Annotated in this window: 20 protein-coding genes, 1 other RNA gene and 1 riboswitch; of the genes, 19 read left to right on the top strand and 2 right to left on the bottom strand. The window is 44.5% G+C overall.

Annotated elements, in window-relative coordinates; all coding sequences use genetic code 11:
- Positions 1-134 precede the first annotated feature (134 nt).
- The 10 genes from CEF21_RS13540 (at position 135) to CEF21_RS13495 (ending at position 9,651) form a co-directional block, all read left to right on the top strand.
- Positions 135-359: a CotD family spore coat protein gene (locus CEF21_RS13540; RefSeq protein WP_164462190.1), complete on the top strand. Its 225-nt coding sequence runs from the start codon at positions 135-137 to the stop codon at positions 357-359.
- A 56-nt stretch (positions 360-415) separates the two neighbouring features.
- Positions 416-964 (top strand): SLOG family protein, encoded by a 549-nt coding sequence (locus CEF21_RS13535; RefSeq protein ID WP_123920238.1) that lies wholly within the window; start codon positions 416-418, stop codon positions 962-964.
- A 96-nt stretch (positions 965-1,060) separates the two neighbouring features.
- Positions 1,061-1,357 (top strand): cell division regulator GpsB, encoded by a 297-nt coding sequence (gene gpsB, locus CEF21_RS13530; protein WP_123917184.1) that lies wholly within the window; start codon positions 1,061-1,063, stop codon positions 1,355-1,357.
- Between the two features lie 94 nt (positions 1,358-1,451).
- Positions 1,452-1,844, top strand: an RNA gene (rnpB, locus tag CEF21_RS13525) — RNase P RNA component class B.
- A 135-nt stretch (positions 1,845-1,979) separates the two neighbouring features.
- Positions 1,980-3,122, top strand: a complete 1,143-nt coding sequence (locus CEF21_RS13520; protein WP_123917182.1) for a THUMP domain-containing class I SAM-dependent RNA methyltransferase — start codon at positions 1,980-1,982, stop codon at positions 3,120-3,122.
- A gap of 57 nt (positions 3,123-3,179) precedes the next feature.
- Positions 3,180-3,371, top strand: a complete 192-nt coding sequence (locus CEF21_RS13515; protein ID WP_123917180.1) for a hypothetical protein — start codon at positions 3,180-3,182, stop codon at positions 3,369-3,371.
- Positions 3,372-3,520: 149 nt separating this feature from the next.
- Positions 3,521-5,449: an ATP-dependent DNA helicase gene (locus tag CEF21_RS13510; protein ID WP_123917178.1), complete on the top strand. Its 1,929-nt coding sequence runs from the start codon at positions 3,521-3,523 to the stop codon at positions 5,447-5,449.
- Between the two features lie 195 nt (positions 5,450-5,644).
- Positions 5,645-7,150 carry a carboxypeptidase M32 gene (locus CEF21_RS13505; RefSeq protein WP_123917176.1) on the top strand — a complete coding sequence of 502 codons (1,506 nt, stop codon included), beginning with the start codon at positions 5,645-5,647 and terminating at the stop codon, positions 7,148-7,150.
- Between the two features lie 316 nt (positions 7,151-7,466).
- Positions 7,467-7,568: riboswitch (purine riboswitch) on the top strand.
- Between the two features lie 179 nt (positions 7,569-7,747).
- A complete protein-coding gene (locus CEF21_RS13500; protein WP_123917174.1) occupies positions 7,748-8,335 on the top strand; it encodes a xanthine phosphoribosyltransferase in 588 nt (195 codons plus the stop codon).
- Positions 8,332-9,651, top strand: coding sequence for a nucleobase:cation symporter-2 family protein (locus CEF21_RS13495; protein ID WP_123917172.1), 1,320 nt, complete (start codon positions 8,332-8,334; stop codon positions 9,649-9,651). The genes CEF21_RS13500 and CEF21_RS13495 overlap by 4 nt, the downstream gene beginning before the upstream one ends.
- A 295-nt stretch (positions 9,652-9,946) precedes the next feature.
- On the opposite strand, the gene CEF21_RS13490 is transcribed toward CEF21_RS13495, so the two are convergent.
- The gene (locus CEF21_RS13490) at positions 9,947-10,399 is read right to left on the bottom strand and encodes a chemotaxis protein CheX (RefSeq protein WP_123917170.1); all 453 of its coding nucleotides are present in this window, start codon (positions 10,397-10,399) and stop codon (positions 9,947-9,949) included.
- 149 nt (positions 10,400-10,548) lie between these two features.
- Between CEF21_RS13490 and CEF21_RS13485 the strand changes: the two genes are divergently transcribed.
- The 8 genes from CEF21_RS13485 to CEF21_RS13450 all read left to right on the top strand — a co-directional run bounded on the left by CEF21_RS13485 (position 10,549) and on the right by CEF21_RS13450 (position 19,333).
- Positions 10,549-11,097, top strand: a complete 549-nt coding sequence (locus CEF21_RS13485; protein WP_123917168.1) for a GNAT family N-acetyltransferase — start codon at positions 10,549-10,551, stop codon at positions 11,095-11,097.
- A gap of 94 nt (positions 11,098-11,191) precedes the next feature.
- Positions 11,192-12,292: a type III polyketide synthase gene (locus CEF21_RS13480; RefSeq protein ID WP_123917166.1), complete on the top strand. Its 1,101-nt coding sequence runs from the start codon at positions 11,192-11,194 to the stop codon at positions 12,290-12,292.
- Positions 12,289-12,834: an isoprenylcysteine carboxyl methyltransferase family protein gene (locus CEF21_RS13475; protein ID WP_123917164.1), complete on the top strand. Its 546-nt coding sequence runs from the start codon at positions 12,289-12,291 to the stop codon at positions 12,832-12,834. Before CEF21_RS13480 ends, CEF21_RS13475 begins: the two co-directional genes overlap by 4 nt.
- A 685-nt stretch (positions 12,835-13,519) precedes the next feature.
- Complete coding sequence (locus CEF21_RS13470) at positions 13,520-17,098, top strand: dynamin family protein (protein ID WP_123917162.1); 3,579 nt, start codon at positions 13,520-13,522, stop codon at positions 17,096-17,098.
- A gap of 182 nt (positions 17,099-17,280) precedes the next feature.
- A complete protein-coding gene (locus CEF21_RS13460) occupies positions 17,281-17,547 on the top strand; it encodes a DUF2533 family protein (RefSeq protein ID WP_123920236.1) in 267 nt (88 codons plus the stop codon).
- Positions 17,548-17,604: 57 nt separating this feature from the next.
- Positions 17,605-17,742: a hypothetical protein gene (locus tag CEF21_RS21305; protein WP_164462189.1), complete on the top strand. Its 138-nt coding sequence runs from the start codon at positions 17,605-17,607 to the stop codon at positions 17,740-17,742.
- A 221-nt stretch (positions 17,743-17,963) separates the two neighbouring features.
- Positions 17,964-18,857: a 5'-3' exonuclease gene (locus CEF21_RS13455; protein ID WP_123917158.1), complete on the top strand. Its 894-nt coding sequence runs from the start codon at positions 17,964-17,966 to the stop codon at positions 18,855-18,857.
- A gap of 209 nt (positions 18,858-19,066) precedes the next feature.
- On the top strand, positions 19,067-19,333 hold the full coding sequence (locus CEF21_RS13450; protein ID WP_123917156.1) for a DUF6123 family protein: 267 nt from the start codon (positions 19,067-19,069) through the stop codon (positions 19,331-19,333).
- A gap of 62 nt (positions 19,334-19,395) precedes the next feature.
- On the opposite strand, the gene CEF21_RS13445 is transcribed toward CEF21_RS13450, so the two are convergent.
- Entirely contained in the window at positions 19,396-19,785 is a 390-nt protein-coding gene (locus CEF21_RS13445) for a reverse transcriptase-like protein (protein ID WP_123917154.1), read from the bottom strand.
- A 157-nt stretch (positions 19,786-19,942) separates the two neighbouring features.
- Here CEF21_RS13445 and CEF21_RS13440 point away from each other — a divergent pair, with 157 nt between their 5' ends.
- Complete coding sequence (locus CEF21_RS13440) at positions 19,943-20,599, top strand: reverse transcriptase-like protein (RefSeq protein WP_123917152.1); 657 nt, start codon at positions 19,943-19,945, stop codon at positions 20,597-20,599.
- The last annotated feature ends 5 nt before the right edge of the window (positions 20,600-20,604 follow it).

Raw genomic sequence — 20,604 nt, 5'->3', positions numbered from 1 at the left:
CTCTGCTTTTAAGGAAACGTTTTACGCGTATTTGTAATTTGCACAAAAAAATAGGTGTTTATAATAGTACATGTACACTCCTTTTCACATAACTTGTATGGAAAGCAAGATGATCAACTAAAGGAGTGGAAGAAATGTTTGGAAGAAGACCATGTATGATGCCTCCTATTGTGCACCCTACCCAGTGCTGTGTGCAAAATTCATTTTCAACAACAGCAGTGCCCCACATTCATCCTCAGCATACTACATTTGTAAACCATCAAATGTATCAGCATCTGCACTATCATCCGCAAACTCAATCTGCTGTGAATGAGGTTTCCCACCAGCACTTTAACTGCGGCGGTCCAGGACCACGCTAAGATTCAGGGAGGAGCTGACTGTTTCAGCTCCTTTACTTATTTTGCAGGTGATGATGATGAAAACAATAGCCATTACAGGATACAAGCCGCATGAGCTGGGTGTTTTTACAAAAAGCCACCCTGCTGTTTTTTACATAAAGAAGTTAATTGAAAAGGAGTTGAAAGTTCTCCTTGATGAAGGACTGGAATGGGTCATCATTTCCGGTCAGCTTGGCGTGGAACTGTGGGCGGCGGAAGTGGTGATTGAATTAAGATTGGACTATCCGCAGCTGAACCTTGCTGTTCTGACTCCGTTCCTTAATCAGGAAGAGAGGTGGAAGGACTCGAACAAGGAGCAATATGAAAGGGTTCTGATGGAAGCTGATTTTGTTGACAGTATTACAAAACGTCCATATGAAAACCCGAAGCAGTTTATGATGAAAAATCAGTTTGTTATAAAGAAAACCGATGGGCTTTTGCTTATTTATGACGAAGAAAAACCGGGTTCTCCGCAATTTATGCTGGAAACCGCCCGTAAAATGAAATCCCAAAACGAATATACCATTAGAGCCTTTAGTTTTTATGACCTTCAGAATATTGTGGAAGAACTCCAGGAAGATGAATAAAGAGCTTGTTTAAAAATATACTTTAATGGGGAAATTGACAATTGGAAGGATTTCTGAAAAAATATGAAGTAACCATTTTCGATCGGGGTGAAAGAGATGCTTTCTGATAAAGTGAAGCTGACGGCAAAAGACATACTTGAAAAAGAATTTAAAACCTCTGTAAGAGGATACAGACAGGAAGATGTGGATAAATACCTTGATTATATAATTAAGGATTATGAAACACTCCATCAGGAGATTGAAGAACTTCAGCAGGAAAATCTCCGGTTGAAGAAGCAGCTGGAGGAAGCGTATAAAAAACAGCCTTCCCAGACAAATACAACAAATTTTGATATTCTCAAACGGCTGTCTAATCTTGAAAAACATGTTTTCGGAAGCAAACTGTACGACTGATACATATTCTTTCATCTTCCAAAAAGGCTCTTGTTTTTTTTATCATAACAAGTTATAATGAGTTTTGCTGTTAACAGCGGCTAACTAAATAATGACGTTCAGGTAATCGCTGCAGTCTTCAGGGCTGCAGAGGAAAGTCCATGCTCGCACGGTGCTGAGATGCCCGTAGTGTTCGTGCCTGGCGAATTCATAAGCCAGGGTAGCCCGGAATTTCTGGGCTAACGGCGGGGAACAAGCCTAAGTTCCGTACGGAATATGGCTTAACTACTCTGAAAGTGCCACAGTGACGTAGTCCTGCAAGAAATTGCAGGAGTGGAACGCGGTAAACCCCTCGAGCGAGAAACCCAAATAATGGTAGGGGCATTTTCCCGGAGGAATTGAACGAAGGGAAAGACAGAGACCGTGGTCTCTGTAGATAGATGATTGCCGCCTGAGTACGAGGCGACAGCCGTTTGCAGTACGAAGGAACAAAACATGGCTTATCGAACGTTATTAGGTAAAAGTTACCCACAATATGAAGATTGTTCCGGCTCTCCTTGTGAAAGGGGAGCTTTTTCGTTACAATATGTACGGACGTCTGTTATGAGGGCGCCGCCATCTGATAGATTGGAGAGCTGTAAATATGAAAGAACTTACCCTGATTGCCACCTGTGCCATGGGTCTTGAATCCCTTGTTGCCAAAGAGGTTGGAGATCTTGGATATGAATATGAAACAGAAAACGGAAAAGTCATTTTCAAAGGGGATGGCCGCGCGATCGCCCGATCCAATCTATGGCTTCGCACGGCTGACCGGATTAAAATCAGAGTCGGCGAGTTTAAAGCGGAAACATTTGATGATCTGTTTGAACAGACAAAGGCGTTAAACTGGGGCGACTACATACCGGAGAATGCGGAGTTTCCGGTTATCGGAAAATCCGTTAAATCCAAACTGTTTTCTGTACCTGACTGCCAAAGTATCGTAAAAAAAGCGGTCGTGGAAAAACTGAAGAAGCATTATAACCATCAATCCGGATGGTTTGAAGAAAAAGGGCCGCTGTACCGAATAGAAGTGGCTCTGCATAAAGATATCTGTACATTAACTCTGGACACTTCCGGAACCGGGCTCCACAGACGCGGATTCAGGATAGCCCAGGGGGAAGCGCCTATTAAAGAAACGCTTGCGGCGGCTTTGGTGATGCTGACAAATTGGAATGCCGATAAACCATTTGCAGATCCGTTCTGCGGTTCCGGCACCATTCCCATGGAAGCGGCATTGATTGGACAAAACATTGCACCGGGCTTCAATCGTGACTTTGCATCCGAACAATGGGACTGGATCGGCAAGAGCATCTGGCAGGAGGCGAGAATGGAAGTGGAAGACCTCGCCCGGTATGACCAGAAACTTGAGATTCAGGGCAGCGACATTGATCACCGCATGGTGGAAATCGCAAAGGAAAATGCGGAAGAGGCCGGATTGTCTGATTTGATTCAATTCAAGCAAATGCAGGTCAGGGATTTTACCTCTCCCTTGAAATATGGTGTGGTTGTAGGCAATCCTCCATACGGAGAAAGACTGGGAGATAAAAAACAGGTCGAGCAAATGTACCGGGAAATGGGACAGGCATTCGATGGGATTGATACGTGGTCTGTCTATATGCTGACCTCACACCCTGAGTTTGAGAAATTCTACGGGAAAAAAGCGACAAAAAAACGAAAACTGTTCAACGGGTTTATCCGAACCGATTATTATCAATATTGGGGACCTAGGCCTCCAAGAAACGTATAAAATACGTAAGCCCGGCATAAACTGCTAGTAACTGTGCAAAAAGGAGTGGAGCCGTTTATGCTGGGCAATGAAGACTTTCAGCTGATTACGAGAGCGCTGAATCGGACATATGAGCAATTATCTGAGCAGGGAGCCGGACAGGCAGGAATTCAATCGATCGGAACGGCCAGGGAGGATTTGCTTCAGGCAATGTCCCACGCTTCTTCTATTGAAAGAAAATTAATCGTTCATACACTGTATGACCGGTGAAAGACATTCATGGATGATGGATCAATTAGCAGGATTGAAGAGGGGCCGTATCCCGGGTCCTCTTTTTATTATGTATACCGGTTGCAGTGGTTTGAACATCGTGGTAAAATTAAAATTCTGAATTTCACAAAGAGGAACGGTGTTTATATATGACAACTGCTCGATTGCCTTTTCCTATTTCTAAAGAAGAAACGTTTTATGAAGGGTTATCCAATTGGATTGGGGACGTTTTTTACGATATTTTGCCCGAAAAAGGATTCGATTTAAGAGATGAACAGATTTTTATGGCTTTTCAGCTTGAACGGGCTTTTAAAGAAAAGAAAACGATCTTTGCTGAAGCCGGGGTCGGAACAGGAAAAACGCTCGTGTATTTGCTCTTTACGATTGCTTATGCAAGATATACTGGAAAGCCGGCTGTTATTGCCTGTGCAGACGAAACATTAATCGAGCAGCTTGTCAAAGAAGAGGGCGATATCCGTAAAATTGCCAAGCACTTGGATTTGACGGTGGATGCGAGATTAAGCAAGTCGCAGGATCAGTATTTATGCGTCAAAAAGCTTGAAGATGCCGTGAAGAGGGAAGACAACGAAAAGTTCGATCAAATTCACGAAGATTTGCCGCAATTTGTCCACCAGCCTGCTGGGTTGCAGCGCTATACACCGTACGGGGACCGGAAAATGTACCCGGAAGTGTCGGACGGGGAGTGGAAGCGCATTTCATGGGATCCGTTTCAGGACTGTCAGACCTGCGAGCTGCGCCAGCGGTGCGGTTTGACACTCTCAAGGGATCATTACCGAAAAGCTGCGGATCTGATCATCTGTTCTCATGACTTTTACATGGAGCATGTGTGGACTGCTGATTCACGCAAACGGGAAGGACACTTGCCGTTTCTTCCAGAGCATAGCAGTGTGGTTTTTGATGAAGGACACTTGCTGGAATTCGCTGCCCAGAAGGCGCTAACGTTTAGAGTGAGGAAAAGCACACTGGAAGCGAGCCTGGAAAGACTGCTTCAGAATGAAATCAGAGAAGAATTCGCCAACCTGGTAGAAGAAGCGCTGATGATCAATGATGATTTTTTCAGCCAGCTGGAAGAGGCCTCAGTCATGGCCCCGGATTCCGAACGATATGAGATAAAACAGAGTGAAAAATTAAAACGGAAAGCAGTCCAGCTCCAGTCTGCTCTTGAGCAAATCGGCGAAGCCCTTGTATTCGAGGGGGAGCTGTATACAATCGATCCGTTTGAACTAAAAATAGCAGAAGAAACTCTTGAACAAATGGAATACTCCTTTCAGCTGTTCAACAAAGGCAATCACGCGGTTTCCTGGACAGAAAGCAAGGATAGGGATTTATGTCTCGTGATCATGCCGAGAACGGTAGAAGAAGTCCTGAAGGAAAAAGTATTCAGCAGTGACAAGCCGGTTATCTTTTCTTCAGCCACTCTTTCAAGCGGAAAATCATTTGATTATATGGCAAGCAGTCTCGGGATATCCGATTTTCTTTCTTTTTCCGTTGATTCGCCATTCGATTACGAAGAGCAAATGAACCTGGCTTTGTATAACGGCATAAGCAATGAAGAAAAGGCAGAAAAAATAAAATCATCCATCGTGAAAAACGAAGGGAAATCACTCATTCTTTTCCCGACGGTAAAAGAGATGCAATGGTTTCGACAGCATATTGGAGAAGAATCTTTTCATTTCCCTGTTTATTATGAAGGGGATAATGAAATAAGCGAAACGGTTTCAAAGTTTCAAAGAGAGACCCATTCTGTTTTATGTACCGTCAATCTTTGGGAAGGACTGGACGTTCCGGGAGAATCACTGTCCCATTTGATTATCTGGGCCCTGCCGTACCCGCCATCCGATCCGGTGTTCAACTCTAAACGAAACCATTCGCCGGACCCATACAAACAAGTGGACTTGCCTTACATGATTTTAAGGCTGCGCCAAGGTTTAGGCCGCCTGATCCGCTCCGGAAATGACACCGGAACGGCTGAAATTTTTATAAATGAAGGGCAGTCAGAGGAGACATTGGAAGCGATACAGGACGTTCTCCCGACAGCACCCTCACATAAAGAATAGATGAATTAACCGAGAACGGCTCTTTTAGGGCCGTTTTTCTTTTTCTTTGGCTCTGTTAAAGCGTGATGTTGATTTTTGCACCTGCCATCAGAAGCTTGCTCCCTTATTTCGATTTGTGGATGAATTGACATCCCATTCATTCATCGATTAATCTAAAAGTGGGAATTTTCCCAATGATCAGAGGGGGATACATATATGAATAAAGAACAGCTGGAAGTGCGTTTTTATGAACTGCTTCAAAAAATTGAGAGCTATAATGAAGCGTTAAATGTCATGTTTTGGGATTTGCGGACAGGGGCCCCGAAAAAAGGGGTGGACCAGCGCTCCAAAACAATCGGTGTTTTGTCTTCCGAAGCATTTAGATTAAAAACGTCGGATGAAATGAAAGAGCTGCTGGATCAGCTGGCAGCACAGGACGGTCTGTCAGCGAAAACTTCAGCTGCTGTTGAAGAGTCGTTAAAAGAATACAAGAAGTATAAAATCATTCCTGAAAAAGAATATGCAGAGTATGTAATGCTTCAAACCAAAGCGGAATCAGTTTGGGAAACAGCGAAAGAAACGAATGATTTTCATCTGTTTGCTCCATATTTGGAAAAATTGATTGAAACGAATAAAAGGTTTCTGGCCTATTGGGGCTATGAAGGCACGCCGTACAATACCCTGCTTGACTTCTATGAGCCGGGCATGACGACAGAGGTTCTGGACCGGGTATTCAATAGTTTGAGAGAGCGGATCGTTCCGCTTGTCAAACAAATCGCGGCAGCTGAGAAACAGCCGGATACCGGCTTTATTACTGAGTCTTTCCCGGTAGAGGGACAGAAAAAAGCCAGTGCGTTCTTCCTGAAAGAACTGGGCTATGATTTTTCTGCAGGACGCCTGGATGAAACCGTTCATCCTTTCCAGATTTCCTTAAACCGCAATGATGTCAGGGTTACAACGAAATATGATGAGCGTGATTTCCGGACTGCCGTATTCGGTACCATTCATGAGTGCGGTCATGCCCTATATGAGCAGAATATATCAGCTGAATTGGAAGGAACTCTGCTTTGCAGCGGAACTTCTTACGGAATCCATGAATCCCAGTCTTTGTTCTATGAGAATTTTGTGGGCAGAAGCTTTGGATTCTGGAAACGATATTATGATACGTTCCGGAGCTTTTCACCGGATCAGCTTGACTCTGTTTCCCTCGAAGATTTCTATTTTGCCATTAATGAGGCAAAACCTTCTTTAATCAGGATTGAAGCGGATGAACTGACATATCCGCTTCATATCATGATTCGCTATGAGATTGAAAAAGAGCTGTTCAACGGGAATATGAACGTGTCTGAGCTGCCGGAAGTGTGGAATAAAAAGTATGAAGAGTATTTAGGTGTAACACCTCCAAATGATGCGGAAGGCGTTCTGCAGGATGTCCATTGGGCAGGGGGCAGCTTCGGCTATTTCCCTTCCTATGCGCTTGGCCTGCTGTATGCAGCCCAAATCCGCCAGGCCATGCTGAAGGATATCCCTGATTTGGAGGACCGGATTGAAAGAGGTGAGCTGGAGGACATCCTCGCATGGCTTTCAGAGAAAATCCATCAGTACGGCAAAACCAAAAAACCGCTGGAGCTGCTAATGGAGGTAACGGGTGAGGAATTGAATCCGGGCCATCTGGTTGATTATGTTACGGAAAAATATACGAAGCTTTATTCATTATCATGATTGGTAACTTAAAAGATAGGCTATGTTAAAACACGTTGTTGATTTTAACATTTGCTGACTGGAGCGGAAGACTTAAGACTCAAAGCTCATCGCCCGCCCAAGAATAAGCGAACGACTGCCAGGTGCAATCAGCAGCCAGGTTTAAAAGAGCCAAAAGATAAAAAAACCGGGAGCGCTGCTGCATAAGCCATCCCGGTTTTTTTAGGGTGAATGGATCGTTTGTAAAAACCTCATTTTCTCTAAAGGCGAACGTTTTTTAATCTTGAAGTTTTTTTTGTTCGTAAATCTTTTCAAAAGCAGTCATACATGCTATAATCCTAGTTAACTCAATTGTACTCATATAATCGCAGGGATATGGCCTGCAAGTTTCTACCGGATTGCCGTTAACAATCCGACTATGAGTAAGCGTACGTGCGGACAAATCTGAAGTTACTTCAGGTTTATATTAGGCATTGCTTACTTCATAGTAGGCGGTGCCTTTTTTTATTTACCGCCTTCATTGAAGGCTATGTTAAAAAGTATTGGTGGTTTTAAGGTGCGGAAAGCGAGCGCAAGCCAGGTTTAACATAGCTTAATTGAAAAGAGAGGAGCATATACATGCAGCTGTTAAAACAAAAAATAAAAAATGAGGGCACAGTCCTGAATGAACACGTACTAAAAGTTGATTCTTTCTTGAATCACCAGATTGATCCTGTCTTTATGCAGGAAGTTGGAAAAGAGTTTGCTGAACGGTTTAAGGAGGACGGGATTACAAAAATCCTCACTCTTGAATCCTCGGGCATTGCTCCATCTGTCATGGCAGGCTTATATTTGGGCGTCCCTGTTGTGTTTGCAAGGAAAAGAAAATCGCTGACGCTGATTGATCATCTTTTGACAGCGGACGTTTATTCATTCACAAAGCAAGAAAAAAATCAGATTGCTGTTTCTGGCCATTTCCTGAATGAAAAAGATCGTGTTCTGATTATCGATGATTTTTTGGCCAATGGGCAGGCGGCAAAAGGGCTGATGGAAATCACGAAGAAATCCGGGGCGATGCTCGCGGGTATTGGAATTGTGATTGAAAAAGCATTTCAGGACGGAGGGGCTGAGCTTAGGAAAACGGGCGTGAAAGTGGAGTCGCTCGCCCGGGTCTCGTCCCTGAAAAATCAGGAAGTCACTTTTCTTGAAGAGGAAGTGAGACGATGAAGCTGACGGCAGGCAAAACGGCATCCTTAGCTATTCAGCATGTACTGGCGATGTACGCGGGAGCGATGATTGTTCCCTTAATTGTTGGCAGCTCACTTGGGCTCAGCTCACAGCAGCTGACCTATCTCGTTTCCATTGATATCTTTATGTGCGGAATTGCAACGCTCCTGCAGATCATGACGAACCGTTTTTTTGGGATTGGCCTTCCGATTGTCCTCGGCTGTACTTTTACGGCCGTCGGGCCAATGATTGCCATCGGCAATGATTATTCCATATCGGCTGTATACGGCGCGATACTGGCGTCAGGGCTGTTTGTGCTGCTTTTTGCAGGTGTGTTCAGTAAAATCGCCAAGTTTTTTCCTCCTGTAGTGACAGGGTCTGTTGTTACCATTATTGGAATCACTCTTATCCCGGTAGCAATGGGAAATATGGCGGGCGGAGAAGGAAGCAAGGATTTCGGCTCTGCTGAAAATCTGGGATTGGCCTTCGGCGTGCTGCTCATGATTATTATCTTATTCCGGTTTACAAAAGGATTCATCCGTTCCATTTCGATCCTGATCGGCCTTGCTGCCGGAACAGTGGCCAGTGTGTTCATGGGTAAGGTAGATTTTCAAGCCGTTCAGGAAGCATCATGGGTATCAGGGCTAAAGCCATTTTATTTTGGAACGCCTTCCTTTGAATGGGCCCCTATATTGACGATGATACTGGTCGCTATTGTCAGCATGATCGAATCTACCGGTGTTTACGCAGCAGTAGGAGATATAAGCGGAAAAAAGATTGGGGAAAAGGAACTGGCAAAAGGATACCGTGCTGAAGGCCTGGCGTATTTACTGGGAGGGATTTTCAACGCGTTCCCATACACAGCCTATTCTCAAAATGTGGGGCTGATTCAGCTTTCCGGAGTGAAAAAAAGAAGAATCATTGCGGCATCCGGAGTCATGCTTGCCGTCCTCGGACTTGTTCCTAAAATCGCTGCGTTCACGACGATCATTCCAGCCCCTGTTCTGGGCGGTGCGATGGTCGCCATGTTTGGTATGGTCATTGCTTATGGAATCAAAATGCTGTCCCGAGTGGATTTTTCCTCCCAGGAAAACCTTTTGATCATTGCGTGTTCCGTTGGGATCGGGATGGGGGTAACGGCTGTACCGGATATGTTTAACAAGCTTCCCGAAATGTTTAAAATTCTTACAGGGAATGGCATTGTGGCCGGAAGCTTGGCTGCCATCCTGCTGAATCTCCTCTTAAATGTGCGGCAGGGGATAATCAGGAAGGAACCTTTAGATGCCGGAATGGTGAACGATTCAAAAGCTTCATGATTAAAGCGTGCTTCTGCTCTTTACTGAGAAAACAAGAGCTCCATCAAAAAGGGGCTGCCTGAAAAGTCTCATTCATTTAAAACAGGGAGACGCATTCTAAGCGTTTCCCTGTTTTCGTTTAAAATTTGAGTCAGGCTGATTGAAGCGGAAGGGCGACACTCCTGCGGGAGCAGCGGGACAGGTGAGACCCCAAAGGCGCTTGCGCCGCGGAGGCTCACCGCACGCCCCTGGATGAGGGAGTCCTGAAGCGGAAATCTGCCCCAACAAATCTAAGTTAAATAGCAAGTGGGACATCTTAGAATACTTTCTGGACAGTCCCTTTTTTTAGGCTTTCTTCAGCTGCTTCCCCGTAAAAAGAAACTTTTAAAGGGCCTTCTTGCTTCTGGATGAGGGAATCCTTCCATACTGGTTCTTCTAAAAGGATGGGAGGTGTAATGTCCAGGTTCATTCCTCTTGATGACAGGTTTGTCGCCATTTGACCGGCAACCATATTGGCGAATTCTCCAATAAAGGATGAGAGCATTTCACCTTCAAGGGCCATTCCGTAAAGTTTAAGACCGAAATCCTGAAATAGAAGTTCATTCCCTTCAATCATCAATCGGCCATTCACTTCTCCGACAACACCGATTTGAACAGCGGTCGTAAACGATTGATTTTTTTCACCCTCAAATTGAAAATGGCCGGGGATCATATTTTTTATTGAATCAAACGTACCGGATATTATCAATTCATAAGTAAAATCTGACATAAAAATAGTTCCTCCGACTTATATTTTCGGTTTCATCATACCACAGATTCCAGATAAAAGAATATCATTTTGAAAGAATTTGTCGAACGATGTATAATGAATTCTTTGCTTAACGGTAAGCATACTAATGGGCAAGGAGCTGAAAACACATGCATAATCAAGACGATACCAGGAAATTTACAGCGAAAGACGGCCGGATTGTAACTTTGCGTCCGGTTGCCATGGAGGATGCACATGACATCATTACGGCTGCTGAAAGTGTCGTTCAGACAGGGATTTACATACAAAAAGAACGAGTAAGAACGCTTGATGAAGAACAATCCTTTATTCTTGAGATGAAAGAAAAAAATAATATGTACACAGCTATCGAGATTGATGGCAAGGTTGCGGGCATTGCCAGGGTTCTGAGAGGGGAGCTGCAAATGAAAAGACATACCGGACTTTTCAGAACGTGGATTACAAGCTCTGGACAAGGGCTTGGGATTGGAAAAGAAGTGATGGCCTATACACTCGACTGGTGCAGGGGCCATCGTCTTCATAAGCTTTGCCTTACTGTATTCAAGAGTAATGAAGTAGCGGTTAAACTTTATGAAAAAGCGGGATTTGCAGTGGAAGGCATTCAGAAAGAGCAGGCGTATTTAAACGGCGTTTATGATGATGAAATTCATATGGCCTATTTTTTTAACAAAGCCGAATAATGGTATTTAACTGTGAGGCAGGACGTTTCGTTTGTATGAGAGAGGCTGCTGTTGGAAATAGTATCCTTAATTATACAAAAGGGTGTGGGAAAATATGGGGTATATTCTATCCTGCGGTACATCCATTCCGCCTTATCATGTAGAGCAGGAAGCAGGCACTGCATTTGCGGAACAAATGTTTGAAGGGTCATTTAAGGATTTGCCGAGGCTTTTAAAAGCATTTCAAAATGGAGAAATTGAATCCAGGCAATTCGTTGAACCGTTAGACTGGTATTCACAAAACCACACTTTTGAAGAGAAAAACAGCCGTTATGTTGCCCATTCGGTAAACCATGGAGTAAAAGCGATTGAGCAGACCTTAAATAGCAGGGATTTTCTGAATAAGCCACTGGATTATTCAGACATTGATGCGATTTTTTTCATTTCTTCAACAGGTCTTTCCACGCCAAGTATTGATGCAAGGATCATCAATAGACTGCCATTCAGAGAAGATATTAAGAGAATTCCGATTTGGGGGCTTGGCTGTGCAGGAGGTGCTTCGGGACTGACTAGGGCGATGGATTATTGCACAGCTTATCCTGAATCCTCTGTCCTTGTCCTGTCAGTGGAGCTGTGCAGCCTGACCTTTCAAAAGGGTGATCTGACGAAGAGCAATTTGATTGGTACGTCGCTTTTTGCTGACGGAATTGCCTGCATGCTTATAGCAGGCCGCGATTCTCATGCTGTTAATCATTCGAAACTCCGGTACATACCAAGACTTAACGCTTCCCGGTCGGTCTTTATGAAAAATTCAGAAGAAGTGATGGGCTGGGATATCCAAAACGACGGGCTCCATGTGATCTTTTCACGGGATATTCCCGCGATTATACAGAACTGGCTTGGACCCAACGTTAAAACGTTTTTGCATGAACAAGAGGTCGAATCAAATCAGATTGGGATGTTTCTCGCCCACCCCGGGGGGAAAAAAGTGCTCGATGCTTATTTAAAAACATTGGATTTGGAAGAGTCGGCAATCAGGCATAGCAAGGAGATCCTAAAAAAGCATGGGAACATGTCTTCCGCCACCATTTTTTATGTGCTGGAAAGGGCCATGAAAGAACGCTATGCATCGAGGCCTGCCCTGTCTTTATCAGGAGCACTTGGGCCTGGTTTCTGTGCAGAGCTATTGCTGATCAGCTGGGAGGAAACGTCATGACGGTCCTGATTCTATTTCTCATCATTGTGCTTCAGCGTGTCTCAGAGCTTTTTATTGCAAAAGCAAACGAGAAGAAGCTTAAAGCCCGGGGAGGCCGGGAATACGGCAGCGGGCATTACCCGTATATGGTGTGTATGCATGCCGCATTTTTGCTCTCATTAATCGGGGAGATTGTGCTGCTCCACAGAAGCATTTCGCCAATCTGGATGTTTTTGATCCCCGTCATCTTTTTTGCTCAGGCTGTTCGCTATTGGGCGATTGCCTCACTTGGCACAAGGTGGAATACGAAGATTATTTTAATGCCTGAAGAGCAGGTCGTCGTTTCGGGACCTTATCAATATTTCAGGCATCCGAACTATGCTGCGGTTACGGCAGAAATTATTTTGTTTCCGCTTCTTTTCCAAGCCTATGGAACGGCCGTTCTTTTCACTGTTTTGAATGCACTCATGCTTGCGGTGCGGATACCGGCTGAGGAGAAGGCGCTAAAAGAGCACACAGATTATCAAAGAGCTTTTCTTTTGGACCGGCATGAGCCTGAATAAATGATTGAAAGCCGCTGCCAGTCATGGTATTGTTGTATCCAAATGACAATACTTCTCACTGAAATGGGAGGAATCCACATGGTGTTCACGGCGATCCTTGCAACCATCCTTCTTTATATCGGATTGGCAAAAACTGTTTTGAAAAAAATAGATGCCAGTTGATCGGCCCCGCTAACGGCGCTTTTTGGCTGATAGGAGTCTCTTCATTCAGGGTTTTACCTTGCCGCTTCTCTATGGCATACTTCAATCCTGAAGAGAGAAAAAGATGAAACCAAAACCCTCTGGGAGCTCTTATATGAGCATTCAGGGGGTTTTTAAGTTGAATCCTGATGTTGATTTTTAACACCTGTTGATTGGAGTGGAAGGCGAGCGCCTGCTAGCTGCAATCAACAGCCAAGTTTAACAGAGCTAACCTGTTTGTGCCGGAAGAGAAGCGCGAACGTTGAGAGGCGCCCAGCACTATTGAGGATCTACCGGAATTCAAACAGGAGTGGAAGTCAGCCTTCACAAATCAACTGCAAAAAGGGTGTGAAGTCTCACATAGAACGCTCCTCATTTTCTTCATTTCACAAAGCACTACATGCCAGCCTGCAGCTTCTATTTCCGGGCTTTTAAAGAAAATAGATGCCGATCTCCAAACTTTTCAGTAAAATAGAAGGAAAAGACGTTCAAAGGGGTATGTTTCATGGCAGTCTTACAGCAGGACTCTGCAGTTAAGCCGCTCATTGCCATCCAATCGGAAATGAGCCGCTCATCTGATTTTACTTCAGCATCAAAACTTGATGATCTTATTTATAAATCGATAAGCAGAGAAAAGCAAATTGCATTTACCGGGCATTTCTCTGCAGGCAAATCTACTTTATTGAACACGCTGCTCGAAGAGGAAATTTTACCCGCCAGTCCGATTCCGACAAGCGCGAATCTTGTTTATGTCAGACGGGGGGAAAAAAGAATCCTCCTTGAGACACATGGAGGAGAGCAGGCTGAAGCGAATCCGGATATGAATCTTGACGAACTGCAGCAGTATGCCAGGGAAGGGGATGAAATTGCCAAAATTCATATTTGGAAGCCTTCTCACCTTCTGCCTGAAGCGGTGGCGCTTCTTGATACACCCGGTGTTGATTCGAATGATGCAGCCCATATGGAATCCACACTTTCCGCTCTGCATGCTGCAGACTTTATTTTTTATGTGACAGATTATAACCATGTTCAGTCAGAAGGAACCTTCGAATTTATAAAAAAGCTGATTGAAGACGGGCAGGAAGCTGCTTTAATTGTCAATCAGATTGATAAGCATCGGGAAGAAGAGCTTCCTTTTTACCAATTTCAGCTTCGGATTGAAGAAAGCTTTAAAGAGATTGGTCTAAAGGAAGACCGGATATTTTATACAACGATGAAAGATGCAAACAATCCCTTCAATGAACTCAAAAAAGTAAAAAAAATAATCGAAAACGAGTTGAGCAGCGAGCAGAAACGCAGTGAATCACTTCAGGCTGAGCTCGTTATTCATGAACATGTCCGTTTTCTTGAAAATCAGGCGGGGGTCAAGGCGGAGGAGAAGCCGGCTGCCGAACAGAAAATCAGTCGGCTTTCAACTGAGCTTAATCGCATCCAAGACCAGGCCGATGAGGGGAAAAAAGCCATTTCCACCGCGGTCAAAAGAGCAAGGGCGGACATGGGGAACATCCTTGCCAATGCCAATATCACGCCTTTTGAAATGAGGGAGCATGCAAAACGGTTTGTTGAATCGAGAAAACCAGGGTTTAAAGCCGGGCTGATTTTTGCTAAGAAAAAGACAGAGGAAGAAATGGCGAGGAGAAGCTCTACATATACCGCGGCATTGAAAGATCTTGTTTCTTCTCAAATAGACTGGCATATAAAAGATCTGCTTTCTAAGACGCACAGAGCCCTGAATTTAAGCGATTCCAAGATAGAGGCTGATATTTCCTCGTTTGCGACTGGCGGACTTGAGGAGATCATCCTCAAATCGCTTCATGAAAACGCAGATGCGACTCCGGAATATGTAATGAATTATACGAAATCAACAGCTGAACATGTGAAGGCTGATGCGAAAAAGCAGGCTCAAATGATTCTCGATAACTTAGAGCAGTGTGCGATGCAGCGGTTATCGGACCAGCACTCAATCGATTCAAGCAAACAGCTGAGGATCGAGTTGGAAGAAGCGGAAGAAAAGCTTGCAAAAATAACCGAGCTGATGGAGAAAAAAGAGCATCTCTTAAAAATCCTCAGCGGAGACTGGCCTGCTGAAGCAGACGAAAAAGCGTGGCTGCATACAAAAAAAATCCGGACAGCCATCCCTTCTATAATGAAGAAGAAGGAACATAGTACAGAAAAGGCTGCATCACTAGCGGAACATTCTGTTTATGAGGCGGGGTCACTGGATACAGAACGGGTGGTTGAAACGGCGATGGAAATGGCGCGGCTGGCCCAAAATGTTAAAGGACTTGAAGGCAGAAGGCTTCTTATAAACGAAAAGTCAAACCGCTTGAAAGACCGCACTTTCACCATTGCTCTATTCGGAGCTTTCAGTGCGGGGAAATCATCCGCTGCCAATGCCCTTCTTGGCGGAAAAGTTCTGCCTTCTTCACCTAACCCGACAACGGCTGCTATTAACCGAATTGTCCCAGTTTCACCGAATCACGGTCACGGAACCGTTGCAGTGAAAAGAAAATCCGTTTCAAAGCTTTGTGCGGAGATGATGGAGATCCTTCCGGAAGTCATTTTTCAGGCAGAGACCTACTCTGAATTGCTGCATATAACAGAGACGCTTCTTTCCGGCGATCAGCCGGATCAGCGGCAGAAGGATGCTTTATCTGTATACGCAGATGGTTTGAGAGCGCATGATTGGGGCGGGGAATCTGTCTATTGGACGGACTTGAATTCTTTTGCGCCGTTTGTTTCAGAAGAAAAACTTGCGGTTTTAACGGAAGAGGCTGTTATTTATTATGATTGCGCACTCACTAGAAGAGGGATATCTCTCGTCGATACTCCCGGAGCGGACTCGCTCAATAAACGGCATACCGATGTCGCTTTCCAGTTTATCAAACAGTCGGATGCTCTTTTATATGTGACTTATTACAACCATCCATTTTCTAAGGGAGACCGGGAATTCATCCGTCAGCTTGGCCGAGTGAAGGACTCTTTCTCTCTTGATAAAATGTTCTTTTTAATCAACGCCATCGATTTGGCTAAGGACAGCCGGGAAGTTACGCTTGTGAAAGATTATATTCAGTCTCAGTTTTTACAGGAAGGGATTCGCCAGCCAAGAATGTACGGCATTTCAAGTTTGCATGAACTGACAGGAAAACAAATGGAGGTCCAGTCAGATTTTGCCCTTTTTAAAGCAGACCTGGGCAGGTTTATTGAAGCAGACCTTATTCAAACGGCTGTTTCCTCGCTAAAAGACGAAATGAGCGGGCTGATTGGCCAGCTTTCTTCCTATATGGAAGAGATGAACAAAAGCGAAGACGAGAAAAAAATGGTGCTGATGCAAAAGGAAAAGGAGCTGTCAGACGCTTCAGAGTACTTGGGGAGAGAGAGCACGGAACCTTTTATCAAAAACGTCAATCAGGAGATCACCGAACAATTTTATTATTTAATTCAGCGGATAGGGCTGCAGTTTTCTGAAATGTTCAAGGAGCATTTTCATCCGGGGATTTTTAATCAGGAAGGAAGCATAAAATCCATTTTGAACCATCAGATGGATGAACTCATTCAATTCGCGGACCGCAGACTTTCCCAGGAACTGCAGGCTATTACGCTGAGATGCGAAAAAAAGGTGATGGAGCAAATGGTTCAATTTGGTGAAAAGCTTTCCGCAAATCTGAATACCATCATGAATCTCGAGGGATTGACTGTTCCTGAACCAGCAGGAATTGACACCCCGTCTTTTTCCGGAGTTCTGCGCAAAAAGGCAGCAGATTATCAGCAGGAACTAAGCCTTTTTACGAATACGAAAGTGTATTTTGAGAAGGACGGTCGTGTGAAAATGAGTGAGGCCGTCTGGAAAAAGCTCCACAAAGAGCTTGAGATGCGATTGTCAGAGTGCGAAGCAGATTTTTCCAAATTTTACAGGGAAGAGCTGAATGAACGGGCAGCCAGGCTGGCAGAAAAATTCCGCGGGGATGCTGATGCTTATGTTGAAGGCTTGAAGCAGCTTTATCAGGACACGGAATCGGCAGAGCAGCTGAAACACACATATGAGCAGTCTGTGAAAATTTACGGAGCTTTGTCCTATGAATAAAGCGAAGCCCGGCTACCAGTGCTGCGCTGCCTGTATTCATTTTAGAGCTGAAAAAACCGGCAGCGGGATGACATATTTCTGCTCCCGGCTCGGTTTTGAAACGAGACCCGAATATTCCTTCAGCTGCTGGACGCCAAAAAAGGAAGTCATAAAATTAATGGAAAAAAGAGGAGAGTTAAATGATGGAAGAAGTTCATAAAGCAATAAGCAGGCATTCTCAAGGCCAGCATGATGAGGTGCAGGCATTTATCCGGCTTGACGGGGAAAGAGAACAAAAAATTGAAGAGGCTATCTTAAAATGCAGGGAAAGAGAACCTTTTTCAGTAGCGGAGATCAATGAGATAACAGGCAAAATGAATTCATTGGCAGGGAAAGTCAATCTTCCCATGCGGAAAACCGTAACAGAAGAAATGGTCAGGGAGTTCGTGGAAAAGAAGAGCAGGGGGTAAGTTTCGTTTGGATTTTGCACATGCTAAAGCCGATCCCTTAGGAAAGGGGGAATAGCTATGGGCAAAACGAAACCTGCAAATGCTAATGCAATGGCCAATAATAACGCGAAAAAAAAGAATGGTTTTGAACACGAATTTGCTTCATACGCGGAAGCGGAAGCGGCAAAACTGGACAGCTCCAAAAAAGCAGACTGACCCTCTTCGGGTTCAGTCTTTTTTTGAACCCGGGAAAATAGGTGAAAACGTGAGACCAGCTTCTGATATCCCTAAATCTGATTGTGCGGACATCTTCATTCAGTGACTCATCCTCAAATCAGGCCGGCAAATTGCAGGCCTTTCTGTTTCCTTCACTTTCCGTTAGGCACCATAAACAGCTTATGGTACGATAGGAGTATGGAAATAAAGGAGAGAATACGATGCAGCGAAAAACAGATTTATTGCTTGTAGATGGAATGGCGCTATTATTCCGCGCATTTTTTGCCACCTCCGTTCATGGCAATTTTATGATCAACAGCAAAGGGACCCCGACAAACGGAGTCAGCGGCTTTATGAAACACCTGCTTATGAGTATCGATGCCTTTAAACCTGAACAGGTGATTTGCTGCTGGGATATGGGAAGCAAAACCTTCAGAACAGAAACGTTTAAAAATTATAAGGCGAACCGCAGTGAACCGCCAATTGAGCTGCTTCCTCAATTTGATATGGCGAAAGAAGCGGCAGCTTCCCTTGGAATTCCGAACATAGGAGTCCCGGGATATGAAGCAGATGACTGTATCGGTACGATTGCTGCCCAGTTTAAATCGTCTATGAACATTACCATTCTTACAGGTGACCGGGATTTGCTTCAGCTGCTGGATGACCATGTGGAAGTCGTGCTGCTTCAAAAAGGGATGGGTCAATATCTCATTTACAGCGCGGAACTTTTCCAAGAGGAAAAAGGCATTCATCCTTCTAAATTAATTGATGTAAAAGGGCTTATGGGCGATTCCAGCGACAACTATCCGGGTGTTCGGGGGATTGGTGAAAAAACAGCTTATAAACTTATACAAGAGCATGCTTCAATTGAAGGAATCCTTGAGAGAATCCATTTGCTGACTCCTTCCCAGCGGAAGAAAATTGAAGAAGACTTGGAGATGCTCCACTTATCCAGAAGTCTCGCCGAAATCCACTGTGAAGTACCGCTTGAGTTAATCATTGAAGAGGCGGTATTAAACATTGATCTGGCTATAGCGGAACAATGGCTGTTAAACGCAGAAATCAGGGGTGTAGACAGCTTGATAAAAAGGGCGGCTGAGTATAGAGCTGGTTAAAAAATCTGCCGGGATGGTCCGGCAGATTTTTTTCATGAAACGGAATGATGCTGGAAAACGGACACCAGCCAATTCTGAAGGATGGGCAGCTGTGCAGAGATCCCTGGTGGACCCAAACAAATGTTCACAAAAATTTACTGGAATTTTGGGGGATATTGGCGTAAAATTTACTGGTGACTATTTGCTTTGTAAGGGCGGGATGTCAAAGTATGGCTTGCGATCTAGCAGAGTATCTCGATGATTTATATGGGAAGGGATTCAAATTCGGAGATGAAACCATCCGGTTTATTTACTTTGGCAAAAGTTATACCGGTGCAGCAGACGGACAGGTAATATCAGCCATAGAATTGACGCTGAAAATCCAGAAATCTTTTGAGGGATCGTTTTTTATCTCTCTTCTCGAAACCTTTGTAGAAGAGAATGTACATACGAAAGCGCTCGCTCTGGAAAAGGTGCGCTCGCTTCAGCTGCTGTAGCAAAACGGTCCGGAGAAGGGCTGGGCTTCAGCGGACATCCATTTTGGTCAGCTTGCGGCTGGCTATTTTTTATTCTGGCGGATTCCTTCTTTTGCAGCCCGGTCTGCAGGATTCAGTTTTGAAGGAATCCACTTTATGAAAAATAAGTCGAATTGATCCATCAGCTGGACAGCTTCCTCTAATAGCGGAGCAAAAAGTTTGTTTTTTGCATACCGGTTCTCTGCCGCTTTCTCGACGATCTGCGAATCCGTCCTGAATGAAACAATCGGATGCTTTCTTTCAAGGCATAACTTAAGAGCGAGTATCAATGCATGAAACTCCGCTTCGTGATTGGACATTGTTCCTAACGGATAGGAAAAAGCTTCCGTTTTACCGTTTCCCTTAATAATAATTCCAGCGCCTGAAGGACCGGGATCTCCCGCGCTGGCTCCATCAATATACACTTCAATCATTTCCCTCATCCTCTCTGTAAAAGGAATGCGTAAGCATACAATTCTTCTGCAAGGCATGGTAAAATGTAAAAATGCGGCATGCAAAACACTTTCATAGTGTAGCATAAGAATATAAAATAAGTCATACCATTTTAAAGCTGCATGCAGGAGGCGCAGGATGAAGGTTAGAATGAACTGGACATACCAAACCCCTAAAAAACAAACGGTTTTCTTTCAGTCTGATGAGCTTGAAGCAGAGCTTGCGCTGTTAATGGCAGAAGACATGGAGCGGACCGGCAGGACAAAAAGCATTGAATTTACAGATGCACGCGGAGTAACGTGGAGCAAGAAGGAAATGCTTAAACTAATGGAAGAACTTGAATACGAGCCGGCATCAATCATGGTTTACTTTGACGGCAGTTACGATAAAGAATCAGGAAAAAGCGGCGCAGGAGCTGCGATCTACTACAAGCTGGGCAAAGAGCGCTTCAGAGTGCGCATCAGTCAAACTCTTGATGAACTCCCTTCAAACAATGAGGCTGAATATGCTGCTTTGCTCCTTGCAGTGAATTACCTGGCAGAACTTGGGGTTTCAGGGCAGGAAGTGCTGTTTAAAGGAGACTCGCTCGTAGCCGTCAATCAGCTGTCAGGTGAATGGCCATGTTATGAAGAGCAGCATCAATCCTGGATTAACCGCATTGAAGAAGGGCTGATGAAGCTCAAGATCTCAGGAAATTATGAGGCAATCCCGAGAAAAGAAAACAAGGAAGCAGACCAGCTATCCAAACAGGCTATTCAGGGCATGAATGTAAGAAGCCGGATTAAATTGGATTAAATGGA

Origin of the sequence: Bacillus sp. FJAT-42376 (assembly GCF_003816055.1) — a bacterium.
Lineage (GTDB): Bacteria > Bacillota > Bacilli > Bacillales > Bacillaceae > Metabacillus_B.
The sequence above is the reverse complement of the archived record's forward strand: the minus strand, read 5'-3'. Positions and strand labels throughout refer to the sequence as shown.

Excerpts from the sequence above, each read along its gene's own strand:
- CEF21_RS13540 (WP_164462190.1), top strand. The coding sequence starts at position 135 with ATGTTTGGAAGAAGACCATGTATGATGCCTCCTATTGTGCACCCTACC.
- CEF21_RS13535 (WP_123920238.1), top strand. The coding sequence starts at position 416 with ATGAAAACAATAGCCATTACAGGATACAAGCCGCATGAGCTGGGTGTT.
- gpsB (WP_123917184.1), top strand. The coding sequence starts at position 1,061 with ATGCTTTCTGATAAAGTGAAGCTGACGGCAAAAGACATACTTGAAAAA.
- CEF21_RS13520 (WP_123917182.1), top strand. The coding sequence starts at position 1,980 with ATGAAAGAACTTACCCTGATTGCCACCTGTGCCATGGGTCTTGAATCC.
- CEF21_RS13515 (WP_123917180.1), top strand. The coding sequence starts at position 3,180 with ATGCTGGGCAATGAAGACTTTCAGCTGATTACGAGAGCGCTGAATCGG.
- CEF21_RS13510 (WP_123917178.1), top strand. The coding sequence starts at position 3,521 with ATGACAACTGCTCGATTGCCTTTTCCTATTTCTAAAGAAGAAACGTTT.
- CEF21_RS13505 (WP_123917176.1), top strand. The coding sequence starts at position 5,645 with ATGAATAAAGAACAGCTGGAAGTGCGTTTTTATGAACTGCTTCAAAAA.
- CEF21_RS13500 (WP_123917174.1), top strand. The coding sequence starts at position 7,748 with ATGCAGCTGTTAAAACAAAAAATAAAAAATGAGGGCACAGTCCTGAAT.
- CEF21_RS13495 (WP_123917172.1), top strand. The coding sequence starts at position 8,332 with ATGAAGCTGACGGCAGGCAAAACGGCATCCTTAGCTATTCAGCATGTA.
- CEF21_RS13490 (WP_123917170.1), bottom strand. The coding sequence starts at position 10,399 with ATGTCAGATTTTACTTATGAATTGATAATATCCGGTACGTTTGATTCA.
- CEF21_RS13485 (WP_123917168.1), top strand. The coding sequence starts at position 10,549 with ATGCATAATCAAGACGATACCAGGAAATTTACAGCGAAAGACGGCCGG.
- CEF21_RS13480 (WP_123917166.1), top strand. The coding sequence starts at position 11,192 with ATGGGGTATATTCTATCCTGCGGTACATCCATTCCGCCTTATCATGTA.
- CEF21_RS13475 (WP_123917164.1), top strand. The coding sequence starts at position 12,289 with ATGACGGTCCTGATTCTATTTCTCATCATTGTGCTTCAGCGTGTCTCA.
- CEF21_RS13470 (WP_123917162.1), top strand. The coding sequence starts at position 13,520 with ATGGCAGTCTTACAGCAGGACTCTGCAGTTAAGCCGCTCATTGCCATC.
- CEF21_RS13460 (WP_123920236.1), top strand. The coding sequence starts at position 17,281 with ATGGAAGAAGTTCATAAAGCAATAAGCAGGCATTCTCAAGGCCAGCAT.
- CEF21_RS21305 (WP_164462189.1), top strand. The coding sequence starts at position 17,605 with ATGGGCAAAACGAAACCTGCAAATGCTAATGCAATGGCCAATAATAAC.
- CEF21_RS13455 (WP_123917158.1), top strand. The coding sequence starts at position 17,964 with ATGCAGCGAAAAACAGATTTATTGCTTGTAGATGGAATGGCGCTATTA.
- CEF21_RS13450 (WP_123917156.1), top strand. The coding sequence starts at position 19,067 with ATGGCTTGCGATCTAGCAGAGTATCTCGATGATTTATATGGGAAGGGA.
- CEF21_RS13445 (WP_123917154.1), bottom strand. The coding sequence starts at position 19,785 with ATGATTGAAGTGTATATTGATGGAGCCAGCGCGGGAGATCCCGGTCCT.
- CEF21_RS13440 (WP_123917152.1), top strand. The coding sequence starts at position 19,943 with ATGAAGGTTAGAATGAACTGGACATACCAAACCCCTAAAAAACAAACG.